This is a genomic window from Nocardiopsis sp. NPDC007018, from assembly GCF_040635075.1.
Taxonomy (GTDB): domain Bacteria; phylum Actinomycetota; class Actinomycetes; order Streptosporangiales; family Streptosporangiaceae; genus Nocardiopsis.
Genome location: NZ_JBEYHA010000057.1, coordinates 12,936 through 34,354 on the forward strand (window position 1 = coordinate 12,936; position 21,419 = coordinate 34,354).

Annotated in this window: 16 protein-coding genes and 1 CRISPR repeat array; of the genes, 4 read left to right on the top strand and 12 right to left on the bottom strand. The window is 73.2% G+C overall.

From position 1 onward, the window contains the following. Positions 1-11 precede the first annotated feature (11 nt). Positions 12-440, top strand: a complete 429-nt coding sequence (gene cas2e, locus ABZ635_RS23140) for a type I-E CRISPR-associated endoribonuclease Cas2e (RefSeq protein ID WP_357768795.1) — start codon at positions 12-14, stop codon at positions 438-440. A gap of 114 nt (positions 441-554) precedes the next feature. Next, positions 555-2,838: a CRISPR direct-repeat array (repeat unit 29 nt; unit sequence CGGTCCATCCCCACGTGCGTGGGGCTCAC). A 164-nt stretch (positions 2,839-3,002) separates the two neighbouring features. On the opposite strand, the gene ABZ635_RS23145 is transcribed toward cas2e, so the two are convergent. Then, positions 3,003-3,677, bottom strand: a complete 675-nt coding sequence (locus tag ABZ635_RS23145; protein ID WP_357768797.1) for an AAA family ATPase — start codon at positions 3,675-3,677, stop codon at positions 3,003-3,005. A gap of 1,099 nt (positions 3,678-4,776) precedes the next feature. On the opposite strand from ABZ635_RS23145, the gene mtnK reads away from it, so the two are divergent. Beyond that, positions 4,777-6,063, top strand: coding sequence for an S-methyl-5-thioribose kinase (mtnK, locus tag ABZ635_RS23150; RefSeq protein WP_357768799.1), 1,287 nt, complete (start codon positions 4,777-4,779; stop codon positions 6,061-6,063). Positions 6,064-6,073: 10 nt separating this feature from the next. Here the strand turns inward: mtnK and ABZ635_RS23155 are convergent, their stop codons facing one another. Then, positions 6,074-6,817, bottom strand: a complete 744-nt coding sequence (locus tag ABZ635_RS23155; protein WP_357768801.1) for a class I SAM-dependent methyltransferase — start codon at positions 6,815-6,817, stop codon at positions 6,074-6,076. 368 nt (positions 6,818-7,185) lie between these two features. Here ABZ635_RS23155 and ABZ635_RS23160 point away from each other — a divergent pair, with 368 nt between their 5' ends. Beyond that, positions 7,186-7,512 (top strand): thioredoxin domain-containing protein, encoded by a 327-nt coding sequence (locus ABZ635_RS23160; protein ID WP_357768803.1) that lies wholly within the window; start codon positions 7,186-7,188, stop codon positions 7,510-7,512. A 194-nt stretch (positions 7,513-7,706) separates the two neighbouring features. Here ABZ635_RS23160 and ABZ635_RS23165 read toward each other — a convergent pair whose 3' ends face one another. Beyond that, positions 7,707-8,582 carry a hypothetical protein gene (locus ABZ635_RS23165; protein WP_357768804.1) on the bottom strand — a complete coding sequence of 292 codons (876 nt, stop codon included), beginning with the start codon at positions 8,580-8,582 and terminating at the stop codon, positions 7,707-7,709. Positions 8,583-8,679: 97 nt separating this feature from the next. Then, on the bottom strand, positions 8,680-9,081 hold the full coding sequence (locus ABZ635_RS23170) for a peptidase inhibitor family I36 protein (protein WP_357768806.1): 402 nt from the start codon (positions 9,079-9,081) through the stop codon (positions 8,680-8,682). A 344-nt stretch (positions 9,082-9,425) separates the two neighbouring features. On the opposite strand from ABZ635_RS23170, the gene ABZ635_RS23175 reads away from it, so the two are divergent. Next, entirely contained in the window at positions 9,426-10,604 is a 1,179-nt protein-coding gene (locus tag ABZ635_RS23175; RefSeq protein ID WP_357768808.1) for an MFS transporter, read from the top strand. 205 nt (positions 10,605-10,809) lie between these two features. On the opposite strand, the gene ABZ635_RS23180 is transcribed toward ABZ635_RS23175, so the two are convergent. From ABZ635_RS23180 to ABZ635_RS23215, 8 genes are read right to left on the bottom strand one after another with little or no spacing between them, the layout of a single operon-like run. Further along, on the bottom strand, positions 10,810-11,610 hold the full coding sequence (locus ABZ635_RS23180; protein ID WP_357768810.1) for a methyltransferase domain-containing protein: 801 nt from the start codon (positions 11,608-11,610) through the stop codon (positions 10,810-10,812). Continuing rightward, positions 11,607-13,319 (bottom strand): long-chain fatty acid--CoA ligase, encoded by a 1,713-nt coding sequence (locus ABZ635_RS23185; protein WP_357768812.1) that lies wholly within the window; start codon positions 13,317-13,319, stop codon positions 11,607-11,609. The genes ABZ635_RS23180 and ABZ635_RS23185 overlap by 4 nt, the downstream gene beginning before the upstream one ends. Continuing rightward, positions 13,316-14,956 carry a CoA transferase gene (locus ABZ635_RS23190; protein WP_357768814.1) on the bottom strand — a complete coding sequence of 547 codons (1,641 nt, stop codon included), beginning with the start codon at positions 14,954-14,956 and terminating at the stop codon, positions 13,316-13,318. Before ABZ635_RS23190 ends, ABZ635_RS23185 begins: the two co-directional genes overlap by 4 nt. After that, positions 14,953-16,572, bottom strand: a complete 1,620-nt coding sequence (locus tag ABZ635_RS23195) for a class I adenylate-forming enzyme family protein (RefSeq protein WP_357768816.1) — start codon at positions 16,570-16,572, stop codon at positions 14,953-14,955. The genes ABZ635_RS23190 and ABZ635_RS23195 overlap by 4 nt, the downstream gene beginning before the upstream one ends. After that, the gene (locus tag ABZ635_RS23200) at positions 16,569-17,918 is read right to left on the bottom strand and encodes an NAD(P)/FAD-dependent oxidoreductase (protein WP_357768818.1); all 1,350 of its coding nucleotides are present in this window, start codon (positions 17,916-17,918) and stop codon (positions 16,569-16,571) included. The genes ABZ635_RS23195 and ABZ635_RS23200 overlap by 4 nt, the downstream gene beginning before the upstream one ends. Beyond that, the gene (locus ABZ635_RS23205; RefSeq protein WP_357768820.1) at positions 17,915-18,901 is read right to left on the bottom strand and encodes a UbiA family prenyltransferase; all 987 of its coding nucleotides are present in this window, start codon (positions 18,899-18,901) and stop codon (positions 17,915-17,917) included. Before ABZ635_RS23205 ends, ABZ635_RS23200 begins: the two co-directional genes overlap by 4 nt. Beyond that, a complete protein-coding gene (locus tag ABZ635_RS23210; protein WP_357768822.1) occupies positions 18,898-20,043 on the bottom strand; it encodes a DegT/DnrJ/EryC1/StrS family aminotransferase in 1,146 nt (381 codons plus the stop codon). The genes ABZ635_RS23205 and ABZ635_RS23210 overlap by 4 nt, the downstream gene beginning before the upstream one ends. Further along, positions 20,040-21,245 (bottom strand): DegT/DnrJ/EryC1/StrS family aminotransferase, encoded by a 1,206-nt coding sequence (locus ABZ635_RS23215; protein WP_357768824.1) that lies wholly within the window; start codon positions 21,243-21,245, stop codon positions 20,040-20,042. Before ABZ635_RS23215 ends, ABZ635_RS23210 begins: the two co-directional genes overlap by 4 nt. Positions 21,246-21,419 lie beyond the last annotated feature (174 nt).

Consider the following 21,419-nt stretch of genomic DNA (forward strand, 5'->3'; position numbering starts at 1 on the left):
GGTCGATGGTGGTGATCGCCACGACCGCGGTTCCGGATCGCGTACGCGGCGCCCTGTCCCGGTGGATGACCGAACCCGACGCGGGGCTGTACGTCGGCACGATGAACGCCCGGGTTCGCCAGGAGTTGTGGTCCGCGGTGAGCGCCTCCGTCGGGGACGGAGCCGCCGTGTGCCTGCACCCCGCGGACAACGAGCAGGGATACGTCGTGCTCACGGCGGGCGAGCGGCGCCGGAGGGTGCTGGACTTCGACGGCCTCCAGTTGATTCGGATGACGGCGCAGGTCGAAGAGGTCGAGGAGAGGGCGCCGGAGTGGCTCCCCGAGACTCCGGAGCCAGCGGCCGGGAGCCCGGAGGGGGCCGAAGGCGCGGAAGCGGGGTTCGGGGCGCAGGAGAGCCCCTTCGACGACCTGCCCGAGGAGGGTTGGGGGCCGGACCGGTAACGCGACAGGCTGGTCCCCGCCGGGCAGACGCACGGATGTCGATGCCGTGCGTCACGTTCTCCGGTGAGGTCGAGAGGCCGGGGGGTGTCGTCCACGCCCCGGCCTCGTCGGTGTCGGCCCGTCCCCACGTGCGCGGGGCTCGCCACCATCCGCCAGATCCAGGAGGGGAAGGGGATCGGTCCATCCCCACGTGCGTGAGGCTCACTTCGTGAACTCGCAGATCCGTGCACCGATGTACGGTCCATCCCCACGTGCGTGGGGCTCACTCCGGCTTGATCACCTGCGGCCACGTGACCTGCGGTCCATCCCCACGTGCGTGGGGCTCACCTCCCGAGCCGCGGGTCCATACCCCGCCCGGGCGGTCCATCCCCACGTGCGTGGGGCTCACGACGAGGGTGATGTCGATGTCGTCATCCACTCCGGTCCATCCCCACGTGCGTGGGGCTCACTGATGACGCCGACCGAGGTGCCGCAGCAGCGCGGTCCATCCCCACGTGCGTGGGGCTCACGAGGCCGTCGAACAGCTGGGCACCATCCGTACCGGTCCATCCCCACGTGCGTGGGGCTCACCACTATCGCGATAAAAATGCGGTCCCCGGAGGCGGTCCATCCCCACGTGCGTGGGGCTCACCCAACATCAGCGGCAGCACTCCAAATGTGCTCGGTCCATCCCCACGTGCGTGGGGCTCACTGGGAGAGCGCGACCACGACCACGCCGAGTTCCGGTCCATCCCCACGTGCGTGGGGCTCACAGCACAAGGAAGGAGCGCCGTGTCTCGTCTGGCGGTCCATCCCCACGTGCGTGGGGCTCACAAGACGCACACCACCGGACTGTGCGCCCGCCACGGTCCATCCCCACGTGCGTGGGGCTCACGGGAGGAAATCGCGTCAGCGTTCATGTGAGCGCGGTCCATCCCCACGTGCGTGGGGCTCACGAGGCAGCCCCAATGACTTGACATTCGCGCCCCGGTCCATCCCCACGTGCGTGGGGCTCACGGATCATCATGGAAGCGGAGCGCGCCCGGAGCGGTCCATCCCCACGTGCGTGGGGCTCACGGTGCGGGTGGTGGTGGTGTCCACGGGTGTTCCGGTCCATCCCCACGTGCGTGGGGCTCACGCCCGGATTAGAGGCACGGAGACATGAGACAGCGGTCCATCCCCACGTGCGTGGGGCTCACCCAATGGCGATCATCAGGCCCTCGAAAGCCGACGGTCCATCCCCACGTGCGTGGGGCTCACGCGGTCCGATCGCGCCACGGCAGACGGCGCGCCGGTCCATCCCCACGTGCGTGGGGCTCACGCGGTCCGATCGCGCCACGGCAGACGGCGCGCCGGTCCATCCCCACGTGCGTGGGGCTCACGATCGCGAACGGTCATGATGGTGGTACCTCTCCGGTCCATCCCCACGTGCGTGGGGCTCACCGCTCGCGCCCCAGGACGGAGTCGGCACCGGCCGGTCCATCCCCACGTGCGTGGGGCTCACGACGCAGGCTGTTCGGAATGCGCATGAGGGTTCCGGTCCATCCCCACGTGCGTGGGGCTCACGCGATCATCCCCACCGTGGCCGCCGGAGTGCTCGGTCCATCCCCACGTGCGTGGGGCTCACGTCCACGAGCATCAGGGCCGTTCCTGGTTCAGCGGTCCATCCCCACGTGCGTGGGGCTCACGACAGCATGGGAGGTTGCCGTGGCACGCCGCCCGGTCCATCCCCACGTGCGTGGGGCTCACCGTCTTCGTGTTCTTCGTGCTCACAGGTGGTCCGGTCCATCCCCACGTGCGTGGGGCTCACGACGGCGACGACTGCGACACCTGCCACGAGCCCGGTCCATCCCCACGTGCGTGGGGCTCACTTCGGGCGAGATCGCGCTGAACTCGCTCGTCACGGTCCATCCCCACGTGCGTGGGGCTCACGGTCGGCGGGGGCCGGGGCTGCTCCGATGGGCGGTCCATCCCCACGTGCGTGGGGCTCACGCCGCGGTCAGCTGACGTCCGGGCGCGGCGTCCGGTCCATCCCCACGTGCGTGGGGCTCACGATGCCCCGTGCGGAGGTCAATCGTGCCGTTCCGGTCCATCCCCACGTGCGTGGGGCTCACGACGAATTCAAGGTTCTCCCAGATGTCGCGGTCGGTCCATCCCCACGTGCGTGGGGCTCACCTTGTCTGCGTTGCCCTTGCCGGTCGCGAACGCGGTCCATCCCCACGTGCGTGGGGCTCACGGATCGCGGGCGGCGCTGCGGTCCTGTCGGTTCGGTCCATCCCCACGTGCGTGGGGCTCACGTCGCGGCCCTGGTACGTCTGCATCAGGGCCGCGGTCCATCCCCACGTGCGTGGGGCTCACTCGCTTTCCAGCTGCGCGGCACGTTCCTGCGCCGGTCCATCCCCACGTGCGTGGGGCTCACGCTTAATGACCTGCAACAACACGGGCCGTTATCTCCGCGAGACCTACTCGCAAGTCAATGAACCGCCCGTGTGCCGGCTACATCCCCCAGCATGTTCTCACGTCCCTGATACACAGCCACTGCCATCGTCGCCCGGCCATGGTGCCGATCCCGGACGCACCGGATCACGCGGGCGACTCCACCGGGTCGTTGAGGGCACTCCCGTCCTCGGCCCGAGGACCGAACCGGATCGAGGCCAGTTCCCGCGCCCCGCGCCGGTCGAGTGTGAGCAGGCTGCGCGCGCCCGGCGCGAACGCCGTGGGCCCGCGCCGGGTGGCGGCGCGCAGTCGCCGCCAGCGGCGCGAGTGCATCCGGTGACTGCGCTCGGTCACCCGCCGCCCGCGCACGATCTGCCCTGTGCGGGCCTCCTGCGGGGTGGCGTCGATCATCAGCACGTGCATCTCGTACCGGCGCAGTCGGCAGAGGAGGGAAAGCAGCACACGGACCGACCCCCGGGTTCCGCACTCGTGGACCACCACCGGCCCGCCACCGCTCAGCGCGAGGGCCACGTGGACGAGGTGGAGGAGGTGCACCACCCAGCGCCACAGCGGGTACGGGACCCGGGCAAGCAGCCGCCTGAGCTGGTAACGCGACTGGAGCGAGTCGATGACCCGCACACCGTCCGTGGTGGTCACGGCCCGCTCCTCGTTCCCGCGCAGACCGAACAGCCGCCGCAGCAGGGTGCTCTTCCCGGCTCCGGGCACCCCGGCGACCAGCACCAGGGACCGCCGAGGGTAGACAGCCCCGCACACCGTCTCGTCGTGCGCCATGGGCGCGTGCCGCACCCGACCCTGAAACATCTTCGGTAGCTCCTCAAAGCGACCTCGGTGCCGGTGGGGGCTCGGCTCTGCGGTGGGTGTCACCAACGCCGTGGTCGACGACACCACCGCCAACCTACTCCCAGTCGAAGGGCGACGCTCCCCCGAAAGCCCTTCGTAGTCGGGGATGCGTGGCCCGGAGGGCCCCTGCCTCGCGCGGCGTCGTCGGGTGCGCGCGGCGGCGGTCCGACGGCTCCTCAGGAGGTGGCGCAACAGGGATCGCGGTTACCGTGGCCGTTCTCGGAACGGTGCCGGTCGCCGCGCCCCGCATTTCGGCTTTCTCCTTTTTCTCGATCCCCTGCCTGAGCTCGGTGTATTTCGCCCCCTGGGGCGGATGGAGTTCTTGTCCACTTGGCGGTCATCGGCCAGGGACGCGTCGCGGTTCCGGCTCCCGGCCTGAGGGGGTCGATTCTCTGATCAGGGGGAATCCGCCGGTCGGCCAAGAGACTCGCGTCGGAAATGCCCCATGTGTCCGGGGCGGCGCCGGGCCCCCGGTCGGCTTCGGCGTGGCAGCGCCCGGGGGCAGATCTCAGCCCCAGGTAGTGGGGGTGTGCGCTGTCATCCGGCAGGAGGCGGCCGCCGGTGTTGGAGAGCCGCACCATCCCGGCGGCCGGGCGTGGTTCGGCGCCGTATTCGTGCGGAGAAAAGCGAACGCCGAGGTCCTCGAAGACGATCACGAAACTCGGGATTCGCGGTGGATTCATGCGCGGAGGGTGACACGCCACCCATGAGGGGTAAACAGATATGGACACGCAAGAGGTCGAAAGACCGCTATTGAGGGCGCGTGAATGGTGTGATTGCGGATATTCATGGTCCGCCTGCGATTCTTGGTGTCGCGGTGGACGGCACGGGCCCTGGTGCCCGGGTTCGGCGACGCGTGCCGCGTCCACCAGGAGGCGCTCGCCCCGGGCAGGCCCCGGTTCGCCCTCTCCCCTACGTGGGCCTGCCGGTCCCCCGGGAGGGCGTCCACGGCGCCGAGTCCGTCCCGCGCGCCCTCGTCGGCCGCCCCTCACCGGGCCGCGCAGAGTCACCCCCTGATCCGCACCCGTGCCCGAACCCGCACACCGCCGGAGGAATCACCGTGACCGACACCGCTCCCGCCGTCCCCGAGACGACCACGCTGACCGCGCTGTTGGAGGAGGCCCCGGACCTGCGGCGACGCCTGGGCGGCACCTCCCAGGACTGGACGATCGACGAGGTCGGCGACGCGAACGTCAATTTCGTGTTCCGCGTGGGCGGCCCCGAGGGGGCCGTGTGTGTGAAACAGGCTCCCCCGTACGTGCGCGTCGCGGGCCGTTCCTGGCCGCTCACCCCGGAGCGCGTCGTCTACGAGTACCGGGCTCTGGAGGAGCACGGGCGGGCGGCTCCGGGCGCGGTCCCCACCCCTTTGCACCTGGAGCGCGACGCCCACCTGCTGGTCATGGAGTTCGTCGAGGGGCAGACCGTGCTGCGCCACCACCTGTCCCGCGGCGGCGTCCACCCGGGTCTGGGCGAGCAGGTCGGCGGTTACCTGGCGCGCACGCTCTTCGCCACCTCGGACCTCGGGATGGACGCCGGGCGCAAACGCGACCTGGTCGCCGAGTTCGAGACCAACACCGAGATGTGCCGGATGACGGAGGAGATGGTCTTCACGGAGGTCTACCACGACTTCCACCGCAACCGGTGGACGACGCCCGACCTGGACGCCGAGGTGCTCGCCCTGCGTTCGGACTCGGAGGTGCTGACCGCCGTGTCCCGGCTCAAGTACCGGTACCTCACCAGCCGGGAGGCGCTCCTCCACGGCGACCTGCACACCGGTTCGGTGATGGTGGGGGCCGGGTGCAGTCGGGTGTTCGACCACGAGTTCGCCTGCTTCGGTCCCCTGGGTTTCGACATCGGCGGTTTCCTGGCGCACCTGCTCATCGCCTACTTCGCGGCGGACGCCCGGGACGGAGGGCGCCGTCGCGCCGTGGCCGGGGAGAGCGTCCAGCAGATGTGGCTGTTGGAGGAGGTGGAACGGACCTGGGACGCGTTCCGGGAGGGGTTCTTGGACCGGTGGCGCTCCGCTGCGCACGGGAGCGCCTTCCCGGCGCGGCTGTTCACCGGCCCCGGGGCCGAGGTGGCGTTGGAGGCCGAGCGCAGCGCCTACCTGGAGCGGGTTCTCACCGACGCGGTGGGGTTTTGCGGCGCGGAGCTGATCCGGCGGCTGGTGGGGTTCGCGCGCCCGGTCGACCTGACGGGGATCGGGGACCGGGCCACCCGGGCGGGGTGCGAGATCCGGGCGATGCGGTTGGCCCGTTCGCTGCTCACCGAGGCGGACGGGTACCGGTCGGTGGCCGACGTGACGGCGGCGGCGCGCCATCTGAGGGCCGGGTGGTATCCGGGCTGACCCGCCCGCCTCACTCGTCCCGCGACCCGAGTACCGCCAGGTACTTGTGCCGGTCGCGTCGAACCGACACGAGCCGCCACGGCGAGGGGCGGACCAGCTCCGCCAGTTCGTCCACACTGGCGAACAGGTAGTCGAACCACTCCGTCGCCAGGGCCCCCTGCCTGTTGCGCATGCGGATGCGCCCGGGGAGGTGTCCCGCGGCGCGGTTGCGCTGCTGGTAGGCCAGGTGCTCGGCGTTCGTGGTGCCCGGGTCCATGCCGGTGCCGAGCAGTACGGCCCCCGGCGCCGCCAGGGCCGCCAGGTGCGCCAGGACCGCGGGGGCCCGTTCCGCGTCTTGGAGCAGGCCGAGGTTGTTGCCCAGGAGCAGGAGCGTGTCGAACCGGCCGAGCCCGGTCGGTGGTCGGGCGATGGAACCGTGTCGGGCGTCGACCCCGCGTAGGCGGGCGACCTCGACCGCTCCGGGTGAGGGGTCGATCCCCACGACGGTCCGGCCCCGTTCGTGGAGTGCCAGGGCGTGGCGACCGGCCCCGACTCCCACGTCGAGAACGCTGCCCCGGGCGAGTTCCAGGGCCTCGCGGTCCAGCGGAGGGAGCCGCGCGGAGGGTGTGAAGTACCGGCTGGCGTCGGCGGCGTGGATGACGCCGTCGTCGCGCTCGATGATCTCGAAGGCGGAGCCCGGCGCGGCCCGCGCCTCCCAGCAGCGCCGGAGCGTCTCTCCGAAGGCGTCCCCGACACGGGGACCGACGTTTCCCATGATGCCGGAGCCTTCCCGTGCAGGCCGGGGCCCACACCCGCCTGAGGACATCGGCCGCCCCCGGGTGCGGGACCGCCCAGAGGTCCGGCCCAGGGGAACGGTTCGTGGGCCCGGGGGACACTGGGGCCCCTCGGGTGCGGCGTTCCCGGCATGACGTCCGCGGTCCGGTGTCCCCGGTCCGCCGCCCCGGCGCATCGGCGCGGCCGAAACCGGGCTTGCGGAGGCCCCGGATGCCCGCCCCGCGTCATGACAGAACACCACCAACCATGACACGTGAGCGTCCACCGGGCCGATCCGGCACGAGGTCGACCCGGTCGTGGGAACGTACCCGGCGTACCCCCGTCGACCCCCGCGAAGGAGCCAGACCCATGAGCGGAACCGTCCTGGACGTCACCGATGCCGACTTCGACGAGAAGGTCCTGAGGTCCCCCTCCCTCGTCCTCGTGGCCTTCCGGGCCGAGTGGAGCGCCCCGTGCCGGGCGCTCGACCCGGTCCTGGCCGAGGTCGCCAAGGAGTACGAGGGCCGGGTGACGGTGGCCCGGCTGGACATCGACCGGAGTCCCGAGACGCCCCCCAAACACGACGTCACGGCGATCCCCACCCTGTTCGTCGTCAAGGAGGGCACCAAGGTCGCCACCCGGATCGGCCCGGCCACCAAGAACAACGTGGTCAACCTGATCTCCCCGCACCTGTGACCGTCGCCGGGCGCTCCACCCGGGCGCCCGGCACCCGCCTGCGGCCCCCTCACGACTCGTCGAGGGGGTCGTGTCACCGCCCGGGCCCGAAGGAGACGCCGGTGGGGACGGCGCCGGTCGCCGGTGCCCGGTTCCGGGTGGGCCCCGCCGGTCGGGCCGTTTCGCCTCCGACCGGGGCCGCTGCCCGGCGCGGATCAGGTTCCGAGGCGTTCCAGCACCGTGCGCGCCGTCTCCAACCGGGCGTGCCGCACCTGGGCGAAGAGCGCGAAGTCGGCCGGGTTCTCCTCGATCAGCTCCTCCTGGGCCCGTGCCTCCGCGTCGCGCCAGGTTCCGACCACCGAGGCCTCCTCCTTACAGGCCACGTCCGCCACCGCCGTCGCGGCCTCCTCGGCGGTCGGTCCGTCCCGCTCACCGTTCCAGCGCACGTCGGCCGACGCCTCGGTCGGGGTGGCGTACTCCAGGTCCCGGTCGGCCATGCACGCGCTCCAGGCGGCGAAGGCGCCGACGACCTCGGGCGCGGCCTGGGAGGCCTCGAAGCCCGCGTGGATGTAGGAGTTCAACAGATCGGTGTCCAGGTCCGGGACACCCTCCGTCACCTCCGCCTCCGCCTCTTCGACGCACCCAGCCCCGTCTTCGGCCCCGTAGGCGGCGCGGTGCTCGGTGGCCAGCAGGGTCAGCCGGTCCTGCCGCACCTCCTCCACGAGGCCCTCGTCGGCCGACCCGGGGGTCGCGCCGTACCCGAACCGCTCGGCCACTCGGGTCTCGACCACGCCGTACCTGCCCCGGTGCGGGGGGTCGGTTCCCTCCTCCTCAGGAGCCGGGACGATCCGCCAGTCCATGCCGTTACCCCTCATGCAGTCGCGTACGAGCAGGTCCTCGGCGTAGTCGAGTGTGCGCATCTCGAAGGGGGAGAGCGTGTACGCATCGAAGGGCAGGGTCAGCGACCGCACCGGTTCCTCGGCGGGTAGGTAGCGGTCCCCGCCGTCCCCGTCGTCCGGGACCCCGCAGGCGGCCAGGACGAGGGCGACGCACAGCGCACCGGCCGCCGGGGCGGGACGTCGTCCGTTCATCGCTGTCTCCACTCCGTGCAGAGGGTGCCGGGAAGGCCGCGCGCCACGCTTCGCGCGGTTCCTCCCCGGCACTTCGGTCAACTGGCCGTCAGCTCGGTCACCAGATCCGGACCGAGCTGATGTTGTTGTCGAATCCGTTGTTGGTCAGGTCCTTGTCCTCGGATTTCTTCTTGGCGAAGTAGGACGGCCCCTTGTAGTTCGCGTCCCGGTAGAAGGAGGCGTCGTTGGACTTCTGGTTCTTCATGGAACTGGCGTTGTCGTTGACGACACGGCAGCCCGATCCGCTCCAGCAGTGGTTGGCCAGGTTGGCGGCGTTGCCGGAGGTCCGCCAGGAACCACCCTTGAAGTTGTCGTGTTCGTAGAGGTAGACGTACGTGGCCTGCGCCTCGACCATGGGGATGCTCGCGGCCGAGGCCGTGGGAGCGGTGGCGAGCACACCGGCGGTGGCGACGGAGGCCGCCAGGGCGGCCGTGGCGAACAAGCGCTTCTTGACAGACATGGATTCCTTCACATGACTGGAGGGATCGGCGATTTCCGCGACCGAAATGCTTCCGGCCGTGTATCGCCGCGTTCACCGACGACATTAGGCGAGAGACCACAAAAGGAAAAGGCGAAAAATGGCCGCAAGAGGCCAACCCCAGAACATCATTCGTCAAACATTCCCGCATATCGGGACAATAACGGAGAAAAATGGCTAACCGGAGATTCCTCCGGAGGCGGGGCCACACCACACCCGCCACCCCCGAGCCCGCGCACCCGTCCACCCACCCGAGCCCACCCGCTCACCCCCACCCGCACTCGCATCCGCACCCAAATAAGGGAAACAACTGTTACCCTCACCCCATGCCCGACTCCCGCCTACCTCCCCCGTGGCTACTCCCCCTGGTCCTGGCCGCGTTCGCGGTCCAGACGGACGACTTCGTCATCATCGGCGTGCTCGCCTCCATCGCCTCGGACACCGGGGTCTCCGAGGCCGCCGCGGGACAACTCGTCACCGTCTACTCCCTCGTCTACGCGCTCACCGCGCCCCTGTGGGCCCTTCTCCTCGCCCGGATTCCGCTCGGGCGATCCCTGGTCGTGGCGCTGACGGTGTTCTCGGCCGCCAACCTCGCCGTGCCCCTGGTCGACGGCTACCCCGCCCTGATGACCCTGCGCGTGACGGCGGCGCTCGCTGCGGCGGTGGTCCTGCCCGCCGCCCTGGCGCTGGCGAGCACCCTCGCTCCTCCGGAACGGCGGGGCCGCCACCTGGCCACCGTCATGACCGGGCTGACCGGTGCCGTACTGATCGGCGTCCCCCTCGGCACTTGGGTGGGTGCCCTCTGGGGCTGGCGGGCCACCTTCGTGGGATGCGGGCTCCTCGGCCTGGCCGCTCTCGTGCTGGCCGCCCGGTCCCTGCCCGCGGGGCCCGTCGAGAAGGACGACCGCGGCCTCCGTGAACTGGTCCGCCCCCTGGCCGACCGGACCGTGGCCGCCGTCCTCGTGGTCACCGTTCTGGTCGTGGCGGGGAACCTGGCGTTCCAGACCTACGTCGCCGTGGTCCTGGCCGGGCTCGCGGGTGTCACCCCGGCACTGCTCGCCGCGCTCCTGGTGTGCTCGGGGATCGGCGGACTCGCGGGCGCCCAGGCGTCGGGCCGCCTGGTGGACCGGTACGGACCGCTGCGCGTGTTCCGCTGCGCGGTGGCGCTCTTCTGCCTCACGATGTCGGCCGTTGCCCTGCTGTGGCTGGGCCGCCCGACGTCGCCGTGGACGGTGGCGCCCCTGCTGGTGGCCTGGTCCGCCGCGGCGTGGGCCGTGCCGCCGAGCCTCCAGTCGCTCCTGCTCGACCGTGCGGGCGTGCGGGCTGCGGCGCAGTCCGTGGCGGTGCACAGCGGTTCGGTGTACGTCGGAGCGGCGCTGGGCGGCGCGCTGGGCGGCGCGGCGGTCTCCGCGAGCCCCGGCCTGGTCCCGGTGACCGCGACGGTACTCGCCGGGCTCGGGCTCCTGTTCGTCCCGCGACCGCGCTCCCGCGACCGTGGCGCCTGAGAACCGCGCCGCGAGTCGTCGCGAGCCCATCACCGCGCCCCACGGCCCGCGAACCTCTCACCACCGGCAGTCCTCGGGTTCCGACGCCGAGGAGCGGACCGATCCCCTGGGAACCGCACGCGTGAAGGGGGAAGACCTCCCTGGGGCCCGCGCCGAACCCGACCGGTCGTGGCCCGGAGGCCTACCCCGGGCCACGACCGGGCCCTCACGCGGGTCGGCGGCCCTGAACCGTGTAGATCAGGCAGGAGGAGGAGCAGAACGAGGGGTCGGCCAGCACCCGGCGCACACGCTCCAAGCCCTCGTCGGTCATCCCCACGCCCAGGAACGCCTCACGCAGGTGGCGCGTGTGGTGCGCGATCAGGTGAACACCCGGCGACTCCGCGTTCCACTGCTGCACGTGCGGACGCGGGTCGATGTCCACCAGGCCCGCCCGGCGCATCGCCTCGGGGGCGCGGCGCCCCCAGGCGGGGTCGGCTCCGGCCCGTTCCATCATCCGGACCTTGGCGTCCAGGAACCCCTCGTAGACCTCCCTGGCCTGCGCGTCGGGCATCAGCAGGGACGGCCCGTAGGTGATGTCGAACTCGTCCAGTTGAAGCACGCCGCCCGGTTTGAGGGCGCGCACCAGCCGTTCGAGGACCGCCTCGCGCTCGGGCAGGTGCAGCAGGACCAGGCGGGAGTGGATCAGGTCGAAGGAGGCCTCCGGCAGGGGGTCGCGGGTGACGTCGTGGCGCAGCACCTCCAGGCCCGGTTCCGGGTCGATCCGTTCCGGTTTGATGTCGGTGGCGACCACCGAGCCCAGGGGGGCGACGCGTCGGGCCAGCCAGCGGGCCACCGATCCGCCCCCGGCTCCCACCTCCAGGCACCGCCAACCAGGGCCGACCCCGGTCTCCTCCAGTCTGCTGGTGGTCAGCGGGTCGTAGGCGGCGGCCAGGAAGCTGTGCTGGTCGCGGGCGTGTTCGCTGTGGTTGTCGAAGAGGTACCCGGGCTCGGTGGCGGTGTCGGTCATCGCGGATCTCCTGTGAGGACGGTCGTTCGGGCGCGTACGGCCTCGGCCGCCATCCGGGTGAGGGTGCCCGTGCACACCTTCCCGGTCGGGCCGAGCGGTACGGAGGGCAGGAACAGGACGTGTTCGGGGAGGAGACGGGTGTCCATGCCGTGCCGGTCGCGCAGGTGCGCGAGCAGCTCCTCCTCCGTGGGGGCGGCCCCCGGTGAGGGGCGGACGCAGGCGCACATGCGCTCGCCCAGGTCGGGGTCGGGGACCGGGACACAGTGGACCTCGTCCACGCCCGGGTGCGCGGACAGGGCGTCCTCGACCCGCGCCGGATAGAGGGTGACCCCGCCCCGGATCACCGTGCGGCGCAGACGGTCGACGACCCACAGGTCCCCGTCCCCGCCCAGGCGTCCCACGTCTCCGGTCCGCACCCAGCCCTCGCCGGAGCGACGTTCCCGGTCGAGTGCGGGAGCGGCCACGTGGCACAGGGGTGTCATCGGCCCCAGGGCCCACACCTCCCCGAGCTCGCCCGGCGCGACGGGACGCCCCTCGGGGTCGCGCACGCTGATCCGGGCCACCGTAGGGTCCGGACGCCCGGCCAGCCCCGGCTCCCACCTCCACGGATCGCGGGCGGTGTGGCAGTTGACGCCGTCGGTCGATCCGTAGACGTTGACGACGGGACGGCCGAAGCGCCGGACGCACAGGTCGTACACCTCGCGGTGCAGCGGTGCCCCGCTGGCCACGACGGCGGTCAGCGAGGAGGTGTCGGCCCCGTGGTCGAGCAGGGCCATGCGCCGCAGCATGGTGGGCACACCCACCAGGTGGGTGGGTCGGTGCCGTTCGATCGTCTCCAGGGTCCCGCCGGGGTCGAAGCGCTCCGAGGTGACGAGGGTGGCGCCGTGCCGGACCAGGGCGACCAGTCCCAGGGAGCCGAAGGAGGAGGCGGTCGAGACCAGGAGGAGCACGCGCGGGGGTTCCTGTCCTCGGATCAGGGCGCCCACGTAGGAGCCCCGCCCCCCGGCCATGGCGTTGTGCGAGTAGGCGACCATGGTCGGCTCCCCCTCGGAGCCGGAGGAGAGCAGGACGCGGGCCGGTGACTCCGGGTCCGGGCGATTCCGGCCCGGTCCCCCGGGCGACCGCTCACCGGCGCCCCGTGGCCCCGCGCTCCCCCGGACGTCGGCGACCGTGTCGTCGCGGGGCTCCCCGGGCCCCTGGCACGCCGGGGCGCCGGTGTGCGGGGCGGTCACCGCGTCGACGGCCGCGACGCGTGCCCGCCCCCGGTGAGCCCGTGCGATCCGTGCGGCGCGGGGGCCCTCCGTCACCAGGAGCGCGCCGCGTGCCCGTGTGAGGAGGCCGAGCGCGTCGGCGTCCGAACGCCCGGGCGGGACGGGTAGCACGACGGCTCCCAGCGCCGCCGCGGCCAGGTCGAGGGTGGTCGCGTCCCTGCCGTTGGGCAGCAGCACTCCCACGACGTCGCGTTCGCGCACGCCGTGCGCGGTCAGGAGCGCGGCCGTGGCGCGCACCCGCCCGTCCAGGTCCGCGTAGCTGAGGGTGCCGCGTTCGTCGACGACCGCGTCCCGGCCGGGGTGGGCGCGCACCCGTTCGAGGAAGAGGGTGTACAGGTCGCGGTCGGGGCACCACCCCCGCGCCACCCAGTCGGCGCGCAGCGCGGCCGGGACGAGGTCGGTCAGGACGAGCCCCTCGGCGGAGGTCCAGGTGGTCATCGCCGCGCCACCTCCGAAGGGGCGAACGCCCACGGTGAGCGGGCGTGCGCGATTCCGTCGACGTCCGTGAAGGAGTCGGGGAAGAGGTCGACGACGTGCCGGAGGTCCTCGACCGGCAGGAGCGCGGAGGGCCCGCGGTTCCGCGCGCCGACGCCAACCCCGCGCAGCAGGCGGGCGGCGTCGACCAGACCGGTACGGGCCTTGACTCCGGTTCCGGCGCGGGTACGCAGCGCCAGGGCGGCCGTGACCGCCTCGGCCGCGATCATCCCTCCGAGCACGTCGGTGACGGTGAACAACGAGGGCGCGGGCGGTTCGCCCCCCGCGGCCCACAGGTGGGCCAGGCCACCGTGGGCCTGGACCAGGTAGTCGGTGGCCGGGGCGGGGGCGTCGGGCCCCTCGTGCACCCACCCGTCGACGTGGACGTGCACCAGCCCCGGAGCCCGCTCGGCGAGGTCGTCCGTGCCCAGGCCGAAGCGTTCGGCGCGTCCGGGCGGCCAGTTGTACAGGAGGACGTCGGCACGGGCCGCGAGGTCGGCGGCGGCCTCGCGGCCCTCCGGGCTCTTGAGGTCGGCCTCCACCGCGCCCTTGCCCCGGTTCAGGGCGGTGAAGCGGGCCGAGACGCCGTGGGCGAGCGGCGGTACGCCGCGCATGGGGTCGCCGCCGGGTGGTTCGATCCGCACCACGTCGGCCCCCAGGTACGACAGCAGCAGTCCGGCGAGCGGCCCTTGGATGCGGTTGGTGATCTCCACGACCCGCACCCCGGCCAGCGGCGCCCCGACACGGTGGGCGCGCGGTGACCGGGCGTCGGGGCCGCCGAGCCCGCGCAGCCGCCACGGCGAGTCCGGGCCGGGTTCGGTGGCCGGGCCGGGAGGGCGCAGCGCGACCACGCCGACGCCGGTGTCCAGGGCGGTCGCGCGCACCCGCTCGTAGGGGGTCGCGGCCAGGGTCGCGGCGAGTTCCCCCGGCAGGGGGCATACCGCCGTGGCGAAGCGCCGCTGGAAGGGCGGCCACCCCGAGGCGACGGCGGCCGCCGGAGCGCCCAGGCGGGTCCAGAACCGCAGCCAGGCCTCGGCGTCCAGGGTCTCGATCTCGAACACGGTCCCCTCGGCGGAGCGAAAGGGGGGTCGCGGCCCGCCGCCCCGCGCGGGCGGTCCGTCCGCCGAGGCGGCGGCCTCGGCGACGTGGGGGGCGACGGCCGTCAGGGCGGCACCGGTCACCGAGACCGTCGACCGCACCGGACCGGACGTCGCCGCCGCCATCACCGCCTGGGACGCCAGCACACCCGCGCACACCGACGCGTAGTCGACGGGCAGGTACCGGGCGCCGCCCAGGGAGCGGCCGTGCAGGTGGGCCAGGCCGCACAGGGCCTGGACGTCGCGTTCGTCCTCCGGTTCCACGGTGCTCCCCGGCGGTGCCCACGTCAGGTCGCAGGAGCTGTCGTCGGGTTCCCCCGCCGTCGTGGCCAGGAGTTCGACGCGGCCGGCCGGTGCGCTGGCGGGAGGGCGCCCGCCCTCCGCGACGACCTCGCACCCGGCCGCGCGCAGCCGGTCCAGGGCGACCCGGACCGCCGTCGTGTCGCCGACCCCGCGCACGACCGCCCCCGCCAGGGGGGCCGCCGGGGTCGCGTTCGCGGTCACGTCCACCGCCCGGTGCCCGGGGCGCCGGGACGCAGCCCCAACAGGTCGCGCAGTTCTCCCCTGCGCACCTTGCCGGTGCCCGTGCGCGGCAGCTCGTCCCAGGTGAGCACCACCGGGTCGGCCATCGCGGGCTGGTCGGCGACCGCGTTCCGCCACGCCGCGAGGTCCAGCTCCCCGGAGTCGGTGGCCACCACCGGCACGGGATCGCCTTCGCGGACACCGAGCACGACGCACTCCAGGGCCTCGGGCAGGCGTTCGTCGACGACGTCCTCGATCTCCAGGCAGCCCCCCTCGGTGAGGGCGTCCACCTCGCGGTCCACCAGGCGGACCGCCCCGGTGCGGCTGATGGAGCCGACGTCACCGGTGCTCCACCACTGGCCCACCAGCTTGGAGCGCCAGCGCCCCTCCTCCCCCACGTAACCCAGGCACAGGGCGTCGGTCCGGCAGAACAGCAGCCCTGGCGTACCGGCGGGTACGGGGAGCAGGGTCTCGGGGTGCACCGCCCGCAACCGGGTCCGGCCGGGGACCGGACGCCCCAGGTCGCGGGTGGTGGGCGAGGTCCCCTGGTCGCGCTCCAGCGAACGGCGGGTGAGGAAGCGGAAGGTCAGCGGCCCGGTCTCGCTCTGGCCCCATCCCTGCGTCCAGAGCGGCCACCTGTGCCCGGTGGCGTTGAGGTAGTCGCGGACGGTGGAGGGGTGCAGGGCGTCGAAGGTGCTGACGAACAACCGCACCCGGTCGAAGGGGGTGCTCCCGCCCCTCGTGTGCCGCTGCCAGCTCCTCAGGGTGGAGGGCTGCGCCTCCAGGACCGTGGGGCGGTCCAGCTCCAACGCCGGGGCCGCCTCGGCCCAGTCGGCGGAGGTGATCACCGACAGCGTCCTGGGCGCGAGCCGCAGGACGCTGGCCGTCCAGGCCAGGGCGCGGCCGTGCGCGTAGGAGTAGGAGGAGACGACCGTGTCGTCCGGCCTGCTCCCCAGTACGGGCCACCGGTGGGCCTCGAAGCCCGCGAGCCGCCGCATGAGGGTGCGGGTGGAGTGCACGACCAGCTTGGGGGTACCGGTGGTCCCGGAGGTGTGCATGATCGCCAGGGGCGCGTCCGGGTGGGGACGGCGCGACGGCGGCACGGCGGCGCCGTCGAGGTCGTCCATGCTGAGGGCGCCCTCGGCGGGGCCGTCGACGACCAGGGTCCGGCGCGCGTGGACGCCCGGGTCGCGGCCCTCCTCGCGGGCGGCTCCCAGCAGAGCGGTGTCGGTCACCAGGAGCGCGGGGGCCAGGCGCTTGAGGAGCTCCTCCAGCGTTCCCGGCTCCAGGTGGGCGGAGAGCGAGGCCGGGACGGCGCCCAGGCGCGCCGCCGCGCTCGACAGCAGGACGTAGTCCCAGTGGTTGCGCTTGGCGATCGCGACCCGGTCGCCCGGGCCGACCCCGGCCAGTGCCAGGCGGCCCGAGAGCTGGCGCACCAGCGCGGCCACCCGGGGGACGTCCAGCGCGATCCCCTCCCGGGGGGCGACGTCCAGGGGCCTGCTCAGGCGCACGGCGGTGGAGGTGCCGCGCTCCTCCAGATCGTCGAAGAGGGTCCCCAGGTCCAGCGGACGGTGCGGGGGACGGCTCAGTGGCTTCATGGTTCCTCGATGCGGATCGGTTCACGGGTGGCGGACAGGAAGGCCGAGACCCGCGCGGCGGTGGTGGTCGCCGACGCCACCGCGCCCTCACTGCACGGGCGCAGCGAGATCCAGTCGCCGGCGTAGTCGACGGCGGCGGGCGGGCGGGCGGCGAAGGCGGAGCGCGCCGCCAGGGCCCTCGGGCCGGGCAGGGGAAGCCCGTGGCGGAACCGGTGCGCCACGGTCCGGCGCACGTGGGCTCCGAGTCCGGGCAGGAGGCGTTCGGCGCTCGCGGTGAGCCCGCGCGCGATCTCGTCGTCGGGTGCCGCGGCCAGGTCCCGGGCGGCGCGGGGCGTGGCGACCAGGGAGACCAGTCCACGCCCCTTGGGCGCCCGGCCCTCGTGTTTGTGGTGGTCGACGGTGAGCACCGCCAGCATCGGGTCGTCGGGGACCAGCACGGCGAAACCCCGCCGCGACCCGCGCGGAGACAGCGGCGCGTCCAGGAACAGCGACAGCCGGAGCATGGGGGCGTATGCGCAGGACTCCAGGTAGGCGCGTTCCTCGGCGCGGGCGCCCGGGTGGAGGCGGGCCGCCACGGGTGCGGGGACCGCCAGGACGGCGGCCCGGGCGGTGAGGTCGCCGCGCGGTGACTCCAGGCGCACCCCGGCGTGCTCCTCGACCACCCCCGTGACCGGGTGTTCGGTGCGCACGTCGAGCCGGTCGGCGAGCGCGCGGGGCAGGGTGTCCATGCCGTCGCGGTAGGTGCGCCAGGTGGCGGTGCTGCCCGAGGCCGCCAGGTGGGCGGCGAAGGGAGCGGCCGCCGCCCGCTCCAGCGGCCACCCGAAGAAGCCCGAGGCCAGCGGGCCCAGGAGGCGTTCTCGGATCTGGGGGTGGCGCGGTCCCAGCAGGTCGGCGACGGTGAGGCCGGTGAGGTCGCCCCGCTCGGGGTGGTCGGGGTCCAGGTCGGCGCGGCCCAGTTCGCCGAGCAGGCGGGCCAGGTCCAGTCGGGCGCCCGGTGAGAGCCCCATGCCGGTGAGCAGCCCCAGGGGGCGCCCCGCGTGGGGGCGGGCCCGCCCGCCCCACCACACCGACAGGGCCCGGCGTACCCGGGGCACGGCGCGGGGGTCGGTGTCCAGGCCGAGTTCGCGGACGAGCCGCCAGGTCTGCGGGTAGGCGTTCGCGGACGGGATCATCTCCGCCCCGGTGTCGACCAGGTGCCCGTCGACGCGCAGGGTGCGCGTGCGGCCGCCCACCGCCTCGGCGGCCTCCAGCACCCGCACGGAGCGTCCGGCGCGGGCCAGGGCGTGCGCCGTCGCCAGCCCGGCCGGACCGGCTCCGACCACCGCGACGTCGATCCTCGGGGTCACGCCGCGCTCCCCCAGAGCAGGGCGGCGCCGAGGTTGGCGCCGATCAGCAGGACCACGGTGACGCGGTGGGTGCGGATGGCCAGACGCCGCGCCCGCAGGATGTCGCCGCGCACGAACCCGACGTACAGCTGGGCCGCGCGCATGAGGGCCACCGGCAGGAGCGCCACGGGGAACCACCACGGGGAGATCCCGGCCAGGTAGGAGCCGGTGACCAGCAGGGTCTCCGCGAGGGTGAGCACGACGATGAAGACGGTGTTGGTCCTCGGGGAGACCTGGGCGGCGACGGTGATCCGCCCCGCCGCGCGGTCGCCGTCGGCGTCGTTGGTGTTGGAGTAGAGCCCGAACAGCATGGGGCCGCCGCCGAACACCAGGGCCTGGACGACGACGAACCCGTCAATCTGACCGGTGAGCAGCCCGTACGGCACCAGGACCCAGCCCACGCCGAGGCCGACGAGGAAGAGTTCCTGGAACCCCCGGTAGCTGATCTTCAGCCCCCAGGAGTACTGGACCGACGCGACCAGGCACAGTGCCGCCCCCACGATCGCCCAGGTGGGCCGGTGCGGCGCCAGCGCGATGACCAGCGCCCACAGCGCGACGCTGGCGACGGTCGCGGCCCGGCCGAAGGCCAGCGCCTGGGACTCGGTCAGGGTCCCGGCCACGAGGGGTTTGCGGGCCAGGCGGCGGCGCGCCGCGTCCGATCCGTAGTTGGCCGCGTCGCTGCCGTCGCGGTAGCCCGTGACGTCGTCGAAGGCGACCATGGCGGCCACCACGGCCACCTCCGCCACCAGGACGAGCAGGAGCAGGCCGAGGGTGTCGGTGCGCCAGCCCAACAGGGGCAGCGACATGACGAACACCAGGGGCAGGCCGATGTAGTAGTCGACGATGTCGAGCTTGGCCAGGCGGGCGTAGGCCGCGAGGGTGGCGCGCCCGGTCCGGGGGGGCGGCTCGGGCGCCGCGACGGGCGCGGTCATCTGATCGGTCATCCGGTCCTCCGGCGCGCGAACGCGCGTACGTTGTCGGCCACCCGTTCGACCTGCGCGTCGGTCAGGTGCGGGTACAGGGGCAGGGAGATGTTCAGGCGTGCCGCCTCCCGGGCCTGGGGCCAGTGCCCGTCGGGGCTGGCGTGCGGGGCGAAGGCGGGCTGGTCGGGCAGAATCCTCGGGTAGTAGACGTGGGTGGTGATCCCCTCCGCCTCCAGGTGCGCGCGCAGTCCGTCGCGGTCCTCGCACAGCAGGGTGTAGACGTAGGGGAAGCGCCCGTCGCCGCCCACCCCGGGTGCGGTGATCCCGGCGTCCGCGAGGTCGCCCAGGCGCTCGGAGTAGTACGAGCAGATCTCGGTGCGGCGGGCCACCCGCGCGGGGAGCCCCGCCATGCGGTGGAGCTGGAAGGCGGCCATCACCTCGTCGAAGCGGCTGTTGTGGCCGACGTGGTGGTGGAGGAAGCGGTTGCGTCCGTCCTGCCCGTGGTTGCGCAGCATGCGCACCCGTTCGCCCAGCTCCGTGTCGTCGGTCAGCACCACACCGCCCTCGCCGGGCATGCCGAAGACCTTGACCTGGACGAAGGAGTGAACCCCGGCGTCGCCCCACAGCCCGGCCGGACGGCCTTCGAGGGCGCCGCCCTGGGCCAGGGCGGAGTCCTCGACGAGCCGCAGGCCAGCGCGGTCGGCCACGTCCCGCAGGCGCGGCATGTCGGCCATCACGGAGAACATGTGCGCGGGCATGAGCGCGCGGGTGCGCTCGGTGACCAGCGCCTCGGCTCCGGCGGGGTCCATCGTCAGCCGCACGGGGTCGATGTCGGCGAAGACCGGCCGGGCCCCGCTGGCCAGGACGGTGCTCGCCAGGGGCGCGCACCCGAAGGCGGGGACGACGACCTCGTCGCCGGGGCCGATGCCCATGGCGGCCAGGATGAGTGTGAGGGCCGAGGTCCCGCTGGAGCAGGCCACGGCGTCGGCGGCCCGGGTCTCGGCGCGCAGGGCCTCCTCGAAGCAGGCGGTGCGGCCGCCCAGGATGAACTTCTGGTCGGGGCAGGTGCCGACCTCGTACAGCAGTTCCAGGAGGACGTCGCGGTCGGCCTCGAACAGGTCCGGCGCGAAGAACGGGACGGCGTGCTCGACGGTCGCGGTCATCGGGTCCCCCCGGTCAGGAAGCGCTCGACCTCGTCGCAGACGCGGTCGATCTGGGCGTCGGTCAGGTCGGCGTGCAGGGGCAGGGCCAGCGCGGACCGGCACACCCGCTCCGCGCGGGGGAAGTCGCCGGGCCGGTACCCCAGGTGCGCGAAGCAGGGCTGGAGGTGCAGCGGGCGCGGGTAGTACACCTCGGTGCCGATCCCGGCGGCGGCCAGATGGGCGGCGAGGGCGTCCCGGTCGTCGACCTCGACGAGGTGGACGTAGACGACCCGGTCCCGTCCGGGCGCGTGCGGGGCGTCGCCGGGGACGGCGCGCACGCCGGGCAGGTCGCGCAGGCGTTGGTCGTAGCGGTGCGACAGTTCCGACCGGCGGGCGATGTCGGCGTCCAGGCGCGCGAGCTTGGCGAGCAGGACGGCGGCCTGGAGGTCGTCCATCTTGCTGTTGCAGCCGGTGACCACCGTGGGGTTGGAGATGCCGGGGAACGCGGCCAGGGTGCGGCCGGACCTGCCGTGGTGGCGCGTCATCCGGGCGGTCTCGGCGACGGCGTCGTCGTCGGTGAGCAGGGCTCCGGCGTCACCGACGGCGCCGAGGGTCTTGGCCGGGAAGAACGACAGCACGCCCCCGGTGCTGAGCAGGCCCGCGTGGGTGCCGCCCGAGCGCATGCCGATCGCCTCGGCGCTGTCCTCCAGGACGGTGAGTCCGTGGGCGCGCGCCACCCGCGTGACGCCCTCCATGTCGGCGAGGCTGTCGAAGAGGTGGACGGGCATGACCGCGCGGGTGCGTTCGGTGACCGCCCGTTCCACCGAGCCGGGGTCGATGCCGTATCCGTGGGGTTCGATGTCGGCGAAGACGGGGACGCCGCCGGCGTGCACGACGGCGGTGGCGGTGGCCACGAAGGTGTAGGCGGGGACGACGACCTCGTCGCCGGGGCGCAGGCCCGCGGCCCTGAGCAGGAGGACGAGGGCGTCGGTCCCGGAGTTGACGCCGACCACGTGCCGGGCGCCGGTCCACCGTTCCAGCGCGCGTTCGAGTTCGGCGACCATGGAGCCGTGGGAGAACTTACCGTCGTCCATGACGCGGACGCAGTTCTCCCTGATCTCCGGCCACAGTCTTCGAAACGTCTCCGACTGGTCGAAGAACGGTATGTCCGTGCGTTTGCCGAGCTGGTCCTCGCGCGCACCGGAGGAGAGTACTGGATTCACGTATTCCGTTTCACGAAAAGGGGTACGACCCGGCCGCGGAGAGAGCCGCGGCCGGGCTGGGAGGGGGACCTCGAAATGTCTTAGAGCTCATCTCAAAAGCCATCGGCATGCTTGGCCAGGTGCTTGTAGCAGATGAGGATGCAGGCGATGCCGAGCATGGCCAGGAAGGTGGAG